Annotated in this window: 10 protein-coding genes; 6 read left to right on the top strand and 4 right to left on the bottom strand. The window is 71.2% G+C overall.

Features of this window, described 5'->3' with window-relative positions; translation table 11 throughout:
* Nucleotides 1-38: 38 nt before the first annotated feature.
* Both ACFUUZ_RS31325 and ACFUUZ_RS31320 read right to left on the bottom strand, forming a co-directional pair.
* Nucleotides 39-995, bottom strand: coding sequence for a helix-turn-helix domain-containing protein (locus ACFUUZ_RS31325; RefSeq protein WP_378702600.1), 957 nt, complete (start codon nt 993-995; stop codon nt 39-41).
* 148 nt (nt 996-1,143) lie between these two features.
* On the bottom strand, nt 1,144-1,377 hold the full coding sequence (locus ACFUUZ_RS31320) for a DUF397 domain-containing protein (protein WP_378702598.1): 234 nt from the start codon (nt 1,375-1,377) through the stop codon (nt 1,144-1,146).
* Between the two features lie 600 nt (nt 1,378-1,977).
* Between ACFUUZ_RS31320 and ACFUUZ_RS31315 the strand changes: the two genes are divergently transcribed.
* The 6 genes from ACFUUZ_RS31315 to ACFUUZ_RS31290 all read left to right on the top strand — a co-directional run bounded on the left by ACFUUZ_RS31315 (nt 1,978) and on the right by ACFUUZ_RS31290 (nt 6,330).
* Complete coding sequence (locus tag ACFUUZ_RS31315) at nt 1,978-2,214, top strand: hypothetical protein (RefSeq protein WP_378702596.1); 237 nt, start codon at nt 1,978-1,980, stop codon at nt 2,212-2,214.
* Nucleotides 2,215-2,442: 228 nt separating this feature from the next.
* Nucleotides 2,443-3,069 (top strand): TetR/AcrR family transcriptional regulator, encoded by a 627-nt coding sequence (locus ACFUUZ_RS31310; protein ID WP_378702594.1) that lies wholly within the window; start codon nt 2,443-2,445, stop codon nt 3,067-3,069.
* A 92-nt stretch (nt 3,070-3,161) separates the two neighbouring features.
* The gene (locus tag ACFUUZ_RS31305; RefSeq protein WP_378702592.1) at nt 3,162-3,554 is read left to right on the top strand and encodes a cold-shock protein; all 393 of its coding nucleotides are present in this window, start codon (nt 3,162-3,164) and stop codon (nt 3,552-3,554) included.
* 108 nt (nt 3,555-3,662) lie between these two features.
* A complete protein-coding gene (locus tag ACFUUZ_RS31300) occupies nt 3,663-4,745 on the top strand; it encodes an ATP-dependent DNA ligase (protein WP_378702590.1) in 1,083 nt (360 codons plus the stop codon).
* Nucleotides 4,742-5,746 (top strand): non-homologous end-joining DNA ligase, encoded by a 1,005-nt coding sequence (gene ligD, locus ACFUUZ_RS31295; RefSeq protein WP_378702588.1) that lies wholly within the window; start codon nt 4,742-4,744, stop codon nt 5,744-5,746. Before ACFUUZ_RS31300 ends, ligD begins: the two co-directional genes overlap by 4 nt.
* 62 nt (nt 5,747-5,808) lie before the next feature.
* Nucleotides 5,809-6,330: a hypothetical protein gene (locus tag ACFUUZ_RS31290; protein ID WP_378702586.1), complete on the top strand. Its 522-nt coding sequence runs from the start codon at nt 5,809-5,811 to the stop codon at nt 6,328-6,330.
* On the opposite strand, the gene ACFUUZ_RS31285 is transcribed toward ACFUUZ_RS31290, so the two are convergent.
* The gene (locus ACFUUZ_RS31285) at nt 6,331-7,098 is read right to left on the bottom strand and encodes a hypothetical protein (RefSeq protein ID WP_378702584.1); all 768 of its coding nucleotides are present in this window, start codon (nt 7,096-7,098) and stop codon (nt 6,331-6,333) included.
* A gap of 120 nt (nt 7,099-7,218) precedes the next feature.
* Nucleotides 7,219-7,824 (bottom strand): TetR/AcrR family transcriptional regulator (locus ACFUUZ_RS31280; protein WP_378702582.1); only part of this gene is annotated, 606 nt, incomplete at its 5' end.

Here is a 7,824-nt window from a genome sequence, read left to right as displayed (position 1 = left end):
CGGTTTCACCGGTGCGGCGCTGGTTCGGGATGAAGCTCCTAGCGCGGGTCGACCTTCTCCGCGTACTCGGCGAAGAGTCGCAGCGAATCCTCCGGCGTCGCGGCCTGCACGCTCAGCCGGTCCATGACCGAGAGGTACAGCGCCAGATCCTGCCTGCGGTCCAGGTACAGCGCGCTGGTCAGGTGCTCGAGGTAGACGACGTCGGTCAGCTCCTGCTCGGCGAAGCGCAGGATGCTGAAGGAGCTGCCCGCCGCGGCGTGCTCGCCCGCGGTGTAGGGCAGCACCTGCAGCGTGACGTTGGGCAGCTCGGCGAGCCGGATCAGGTGCTCCATCTGCGCGCGGTGCACGGCGGGGCCGCCGACCGGGCGGTGCAGCGCCGCCTCGTCCACCACGGCCCAGACCACCGGCGGGTCGGTGCGGGTCAGGATCTCCTGCCTGCGCATCCGCATGTCGACCCTGCGGTCGGTGTTGGCGTCCTCGTAGCCGAGCGAGACGACGGCGCGGGAGTAGTCCGAGGTCTGCAGCAACCCGGGGATGAGGTGCGCCTCGTAGGTGCGGATCTTGCTCGCCGCTTGCTCCAGCCCGAGGTACGTGCCGAACCAGGAGGGCAGCAGATCGCTGTAGTGGTGCCACCAGCCGGGCTCGTTGGCCTGGCGGGCGAGCTCGAGGAATTCGTCGCGCCGGGCCCGATCGGTGACGCCGTAGAGCGTCAGCAGATCGCGGATGTCGCGCTCCTTGAAGCCGGTGCGCCCCAGCTCCAGCCTGCTGATCTTGGCGTGCGAACCGCGGATGTGCTCCCCCGCCTGCTCACGCGTGATGTTCTTGTGCTCCCGGAGCTTCCGGAGCTGGCCACCGAGCGCGATCCGCAGGACGGTGGGCCCGCGATCGGACGCGGAGATGCCGCGGCCGGTGGATCCGGGGGCCGCGGCGCCGTCGAGGCTGCCGGAGCCGGGTGTGCCGTCGGTTTCATCGAAGCCGTCGGGTTCAGCGATCATGGAGGTTCTTCTCCGATACTCGGGGATAGCCCACAGTGTGCCACCACCGCTCCGAGTTTCCGCTGTTTTCTCGTTTGCACGAACAGCCTTACTCGCCGAACACCCTTCGAGCCGTGGGGCACACCGCACCGATCGCCAATGCTACCGCTCAGGCGGTCAGATAGTCGAACTCTCCCGCTTTCGCGCCCCGCACGAACGCGTCGATCTCCGGGCGGGTGTAGTAGATCACCGCACCGTCCGGCTCGCGCGAATTGCGCACCGCCACCATGCCGTTGCTGGTCTCCGCGACTTCCACGCAGTTCCCGCTCGGATTGCTGAAGGTGCTCTTCTTCCACGCGTCGTCGGCCGGCCGCTCCGTTGCACGCACCGATGTTGCAGACATTCTCCGTCTCCTGTTTTCGCACGACAGATCGTCAGAATTTGCAGATGCACACGCAAACGTTCTTGCATCTGCACCCACGATCCGGACTGTAGCACGGTGGCCCCCGCCGGGGGCGGTCTCGGGGAACGTCGTTGACCTGGCGTTTACCCGCATGTCGCCACTGCCAGGCGGAATCTCGGATCAAGTGCCCTTGTCCCGGCCGAATCCCGCGCGCCCACAGCTCCCGGGTTCCCCGCCCGCCGGGATGTATCCCAAACCCGCCGCGCCGCAAACGATCCGCGATCGTGGCGGATCCGGTCACTCTCGCACGGCGGCGGCCGCCGCGGCGCCGGTACGCTCGAGGTCGCTCGGCCCGTCGCGCGCCGCTCGGCCCGCGGGGCGTGGCGGAGCCGGAAGGGCAAGACGCACAACGGCGATCGCCGCCTCGGAATGCCCGGCACGAGTCCTGGTCGTTCGTACAGATGTACTTGCATTTGTAAGCGATGGATGCAAAACTCATCCTCGAAAGTCGGGGAGGCACGCGGTATCTCCATCTCGGCCCGGCGGGCCGTTTCCGCTGGTGTCGACGCCTCCCGAAGCCAGAAGCGAGGGGCGGTCCAGATGAGCCAGCCATTCCGAACCTCCCACCGGATCGCGATCGCCGGGGCGACCGCGATCGGCGCGCAGCTGCCGCGCCCGGTGCCGGATTCGACTGTGCCGGATTGCAATTCCGAGCCGCACGGGCTCACCTATCGACAGGCGCGGGAGATGCTGCGGGCGCACGACGCGCACGGCCCGCGCTGTCGCCAGTGGCTCGCCGCGGCGGCCTATCTCTCGGCGGGCCTGGACGACGAATAGCCGTTTCTCGAATTCGGCACGCCTGCTGGTTTTTCGATTTTCCGTGTTCACCCGGGTAGAACAATTCCAGCCGGTCGGTTTAAATTATTGAGAATGTGCTCGCCGATTTCCGAGGGCCCCGATGAAAACCTTCCGCTCGGTATGTTGAATCGGCGCCCAGGACCGTTTGCCGGGTGCGCGCGGGGCCGCCGACCCGGGCCGCCCGCCGCCACCGACTAGGGTGAGGCCGTGCAGACCGACAGACCAGCCGACGAGACGGGGGCCCGGATCTGGGGTGGGACCACCCTGACCGAGCGCAGGGAGGCGCGCCGCGCCGGTCTGCTGGACGCGGCGCTCGACCTGATCGGCGAGTCCGGGGCGGGCGGGGTCACCATGCGGGCCGTCTGCCGCAGGGCCGGGCTCACCGACCGCTACTTCTACGAGAGCTTCGCGGGCCGCGACGAACTGCTCGACGTGCTGTACCGGCAGGTCGCCGAGGAGTTCCTGGAGCCGATGACCGCCTTCGCCGTCGCCGACGACCCGTCCAGGGACCGGGCGCTCTCCGAGCTGCTGGTGGATAAGGTGCTCGACGACCCGCGCAAGTCGCGGCTCTTCCTGGTCGAGCCGTACTCCAGCACCGGGCTCGGGCAGACCACGATCGCGGTCATGCCCGCCTTCACCCGGCTGCTGCAGGACCACCTCTTCGCGCACATAGCGGACCCGGTCCGGCGCAGGCTGGCCGCGGTCGCCATGGCCAGCGGCAATGCCGGGGTCTTCTCGGCCTGGTTGAACGGGTCGCTGCGCGCCACCAGGGACCAGATGACCGACCACCTGGTGGCCACCATCACCGCCTACCGCACGCTCTACCGGCACTGAACCCGCCGCGCCCGCCCGAAGACGCCTTTCCCCCGGCCCCGCACTGCCCTCCGGGCTACAGTGGCCGCACGGCGACGGCGAGGAGCGAGTTGGTGGCCATCGGGAAATTGGTGTCGTTCGACGCCACACGTGGATTCGGGTTCATCCGCCCCGAGGACGGCGGCCCCGACGTCTTCGTCCACGTCAACGACATCGGCCTGGACGAGGACGAGCTGCGCCAGGGCCGGGTCTTCGAGTTCGACATGACCGAGGGCGACCGCGGGCCCAAGGCGGTCAACCTCACCGCCACCGGCCCCGCGCCCGCCCCCGCACCGCGGCAGCAACGCCGCGATCGCGCCGCCGGGCCGCTCGGGGCCGACGAGCACAAACGTCTCGTGACGGAACTCCTGCTGGAGGCGAGCCCCGCACTCACCGCGGGCGAGATCCTCACCATCCGCGACCGGCTCACCGAGTTCGCCGAGCAACACGGATGGTTGGAGGGGTAAGACCCGGCCGCACCTCCCCCGGCCTGTCGGTCATCCGACCTACGATCGAGCCCGCACCGATGACTTTCCCGGCACCGGGCCGTCTTGTCGTAGGACTGAGGAGGTTGCGTGGATCTTCCTGTGATGCCACCGGTACGGCCGATGCTGGCGAAGACGGCCCCGGCCGTCCCGCGCGAGCCGGGGCTCGCCTTCGAGCCCAAGTGGGACGGGTTCCGCTGCGTGGTGTTCCGCGACGGGGACGAGGTGGTGCTCGGCTCGCGCAACGACCGGCCGCTCACCCGGTACTTCCCCGAGGTCGCCGAGCTGCTGGCCGAGGCGCTCCCGCCGCGCTGCGTGCTGGACGGCGAGATCGTGGTGGTCACCGACGACGGCCTCGACTTCGACACCCTGCAGAATCGGCTGCACCCCGCCGCCTCCCGGGTCGCGAAGCTGGCGAAGGAGACCCCGGCCAGCTTCGTCGCCTTCGACCTGCTCGCGCTCGGCGACGACGACCTCACCGAGCTGCCCTTCGCCGAGCGCAGGCGCAGGTTGGAGGGCATCCTCGACACCACCCTGGCCCGCGTGCACCTGACCCCGATCACCCGCGACCCCGATGTCGCCGAGGACTGGTTCACCCGGTTCGAGGGCGCGGGCTTCGACGGCGTCATGGTCAAGCGCGACGACGAGCCCTACCAGCAGGACAAGCGGGTCATGCGCAAGGTCAAGCACGAGCGCACCGCGGACTGCGCGGTGGCCGGGTTCCGCTGGCACAAGGACGGCCAGGGCGTCGGCTCGCTGCTGCTCGGACTCTTCGACGACGAGGGCAGGCTGCACCACGTCGGCGTGGCCAGCAGCTTCACCGCGGCCCGGCGCCGCGAACTCGTCGACGAGCTGGCCCCGCTGCGGGAGAACGCGCTCGCCGCGCACCCGTGGAAGGAGTGGGCGGACGCCGCCGCCCAGGCCGCCGCCGAGGGCAAGATGCCCGGCGGGGTGAGCCGCTGGACCGGCGGCAAGGACCTCTCCTGGGAGGCACTGCGGGTGGAGTTGGTCGCCGAGGTGCGCTACGAGCACGTGCAGTCCGGGCGGCTGCGGCACGGCGGCAGGCTGGTCCGCTTCCGCACCGACCGCACCCCGGAGTCCTGCACCTACGCCCAGCTCGACGAGGTGGCCCCGGCCGAGCTGCACGCCCTCTTCCGCGAGGAGACCCGGTGAGCGCCAAGGGAATCGAGATCGAGGCGGGCGGCCGCACCGTGACCGTCAGCAACCCGGACAAGGTGTACTTCACCAAGCGCGGCGAGACCAAGCTCGACCTGGTGCGCTATTACGAGGCGGTGGCCGAGCCGCTGCTGCGCGCCATCGGCGGCCGCCCGCTCATGCTGGAGCGCTACCCCGACGGCGCCTCCGGCAAGTCCTGGTTCCAGAAGCGGGTTCCGGCGAACGCCCCCGACTGGCTGCACACCGTGCAGGTCGCCACCCCGAACGGCACCACCGGCGACGCGCTCGTCGCGCACGACCTCGCGCACGTGCTGTGGGCGGTGAACCTGGGCTGCCTCGGCTTCCACGTCTGGCCGCACCACGTCCCCGACCTGGCGATCGCCGACGAGCTGCGGATCGACCTCGACCCCTCCCCCGGCATCGGCTTCGCCGAGCTGCGCACCGCCGCACTGCGGGTCCGCGAGCTCTGCGCCGAGCTCGGCATGGACACCTGGATCAAGACCTCCGGCTCGCGCGGGCTGCACCTCTACATCGACCTCGAACCGCGCTGGGACGCCTACCAGGTGCGCGCCGCCGCCGTCGCGCTCGCCCGCGAACTCGAGCGCAGGCACGGGGAGACCATCACCGCCGCCTGGTGGAAGGAGGAGCGCGGCCGCCGCGTCTTCGTCGACTACAACCAGAACGCCCCGCACAAGACGGTTTTCGGCGCCTGGTGCGTGCGCCCCAAGGTCGGTGCCCAGGTCTCGACCCCCATCACCTGGGAGGCGCTGGAGACGGTGGTCCCCGAGGAGCTCACCATCGCCACCGCCCCCGCCCTGCTCGCCGCGCACGGCGACCCGTGGGCCGACCGCACCCCGCAGTCCATCGCCACCCTGCTCGAGTGGTCCGAGCGCGACCTCGCCGACGGCCTGATGGACGCCCCCTGGCCGCCCAACTACCCCAAGATGCCGAACGAGCCGCCGCGGGTGCAGCCGAGCAAGGCCCGCCGCGAGGGCTGACCCGGCGATAGGGTGCAGGCGGACCGGAGCGGAATCCGGCGAACGACGAAGGGACGCAGACGATGCCGGAGACCACCGAGGTGCTCCTCGACGACTTCGAGACCACCGTGCGCTGGACGGTATCCGGAGCCGGGGCGGGCCGCACCCACCTGACGACCTTCGCCGAGGGCGCGCCGAGCAAGCCGCCGGTGGACTACGCCGACGGCAGCCGGGGCGCGGACCGGCGCGCGCTGGTGCTGCTGGTGCGGGACGCGGCGAACGACCTGGAGATCGAGCTGGCCGCGCAGCCGGATCCGGCGTTCGCGTTGAGCGGTGCGGTGTCGGCGGTCGGCGTGTACGTCCGCTCCCCGCACGCCGGGATCCGGGTCTCGGTCGACCTGGTCACCGCGGACGGCGCGCGCTGCGAGGTGCCGCTCGGCCTGGTGCCCGCCACCGGGGAGTGGCAGCGGATCGAGCACGAGCCGGTGCAGCCGCTGGCAGGCGCCGAGGTGCGCGGGCTGCGGGTGCGGCTGGTCGAGGTGGTGCCGCGGGCGGGCGAGGTGATGATCCTGCTCGACGACCTGACCGCCCGCACGACCGGCTGACTACTCGCTGGTCCAGAGCCCCCACACCGTCCCGCGCGACCCGCTCTCGCAGATCAGCGCACGGTTGTCGCCGGTGCGCGCGGACTTCCCCCGGCTCGGGTCGCAGCTGCCGCCGGGCTGCTGCACGGTGGTGTTGATGGTGTAGGGGCCGGTCCACGTCTGCGCGCTCGCGCCCGCGAGGCAGAGCATGGTCTCGCCCTCGGCGGTGGTGCCGATGGCGCCGACCGGCACCTCGGCGCAGGAGGCGCCGTCGCGTGCGACGGTCGCGACCGGCTCGGGGGCGCCGGGGTCCGGTTCGGGCGCGCCGGGGCCCGCGTCGCCCGCGGTCGGAGCGGCGACCGTGCCGGGCAGCGTGGGCGCGGGCGCCTGCGGCAGGCTCACCACCGTGGTCTGGCTGGTGTCGCGCACCGTGTTCTGCGCGCGGTCGAGCACGTCGTCCCAGGCCGAGCCGCCGAGCACGAAGAGCCCGGCCAGCACCGCGGCCTCGGCGCTGCCGAGCAGCAGCGCGAAGACCGCCATGGTCTTGCCGCGCGGGTGCGCGAAGGCGATCAGCCCGAAGACCAGCGCGATCGGGAAGAGCAGCAGCAGCGCGCCGACCAGCGCGATGACGGCGTAGGGGTTGACCAGCGGGCCGCGGTTGTCGTCCTCGTCGTCCTCGACCCGGGGCCACTGGCCGGACGGCCGCTCGTCGCGGTCCTCCTCGTTCCAGCGGTCGCCGTAGCGGTACTCCGCGCGGCGGTCCTCGGCCCAACGATCGGTCCGTGCCATCTGGTCCCTCTCACCTCGTCTCGCGGCGAAAGTTCCCCGATAACGCCCCGATAACGGAGAAGAATAGGGGCTAATGCCCGATAGCCGGTGAGGAAACCGACAAGCGGTCGGGAACGGTCGCTATTTCCGCGGCCGATCGATCTCCGGCATCGTCGTCGTCACCAGCGTGAGCAGCACATCTGTCAGCAGAATGTGGACTTGGTCACGTTCCAGCGAGCCCCGCGTTATCCACTCCCGCCCGGCGACTTTCACCAGCCCGCCGAAGGCGCGGACCACCGCGCGCAGTTCCTCGCCGCGCGGCGATTCGCCGAGCCCGACCATGGAGAGCAGCCGGTCCGCGGCGGCGTCGTCCGCCTGGTCCAGGATCTGCTGGACCTCGGGGTCCTCGCCGACGCCCTCGTGGCTGGTGACCTTGACCCAGGTGCTGCCGTGCTCGGCGATGGTGTCCAGCAGCCAGGTGACGCTGGCGCCGACCCGCTCCCGCGGGGAGCCGGTCGGCACCACCATCTCGTCCCGGTGCGGCAGCGTCACCATCCGGCGCACGACCGCGAGGTAGAGGTCGCGCTTGTTGCCGAAGTAGTGGTTGATCAGCCCGCGCGCGACCCCGGCGCGCTGCGCCAGCTCGGCGGTGGAGACGGCCGCGTACGGCCGCTCCCCGAACATGTCGATCGCGCACGCCAGGATCTGCGCGCGCCGCTCGTCCGGCTCGAGCCGGCGGCGGCGCGG

It is taken from the genome of Nocardia sp. NPDC057353, from assembly GCF_042667085.1.
Lineage (GTDB): Bacteria > Actinomycetota > Actinomycetes > Mycobacteriales > Mycobacteriaceae > Nocardia.
This window is presented reverse-complemented; position numbering and strand designations above follow the sequence as displayed.

Coding starts and splice junctions, on each gene's coding strand:
- ACFUUZ_RS31325 (WP_378702600.1), bottom strand. CDS start 995: ATGATCGCTGAACCCGACGGCTTCGATGAAACCGACGGCACACCCGGC.
- ACFUUZ_RS31320 (WP_378702598.1), bottom strand. CDS start 1,377: ATGTCTGCAACATCGGTGCGTGCAACGGAGCGGCCGGCCGACGACGCG.
- ACFUUZ_RS31315 (WP_378702596.1), top strand. CDS start 1,978: ATGAGCCAGCCATTCCGAACCTCCCACCGGATCGCGATCGCCGGGGCG.
- ACFUUZ_RS31290 (WP_378702586.1), top strand. CDS start 5,809: ATGCCGGAGACCACCGAGGTGCTCCTCGACGACTTCGAGACCACCGTG.
- ACFUUZ_RS31285 (WP_378702584.1), bottom strand. CDS start 7,098: ATGGCACGGACCGATCGTTGGGCCGAGGACCGCCGCGCGGAGTACCGC.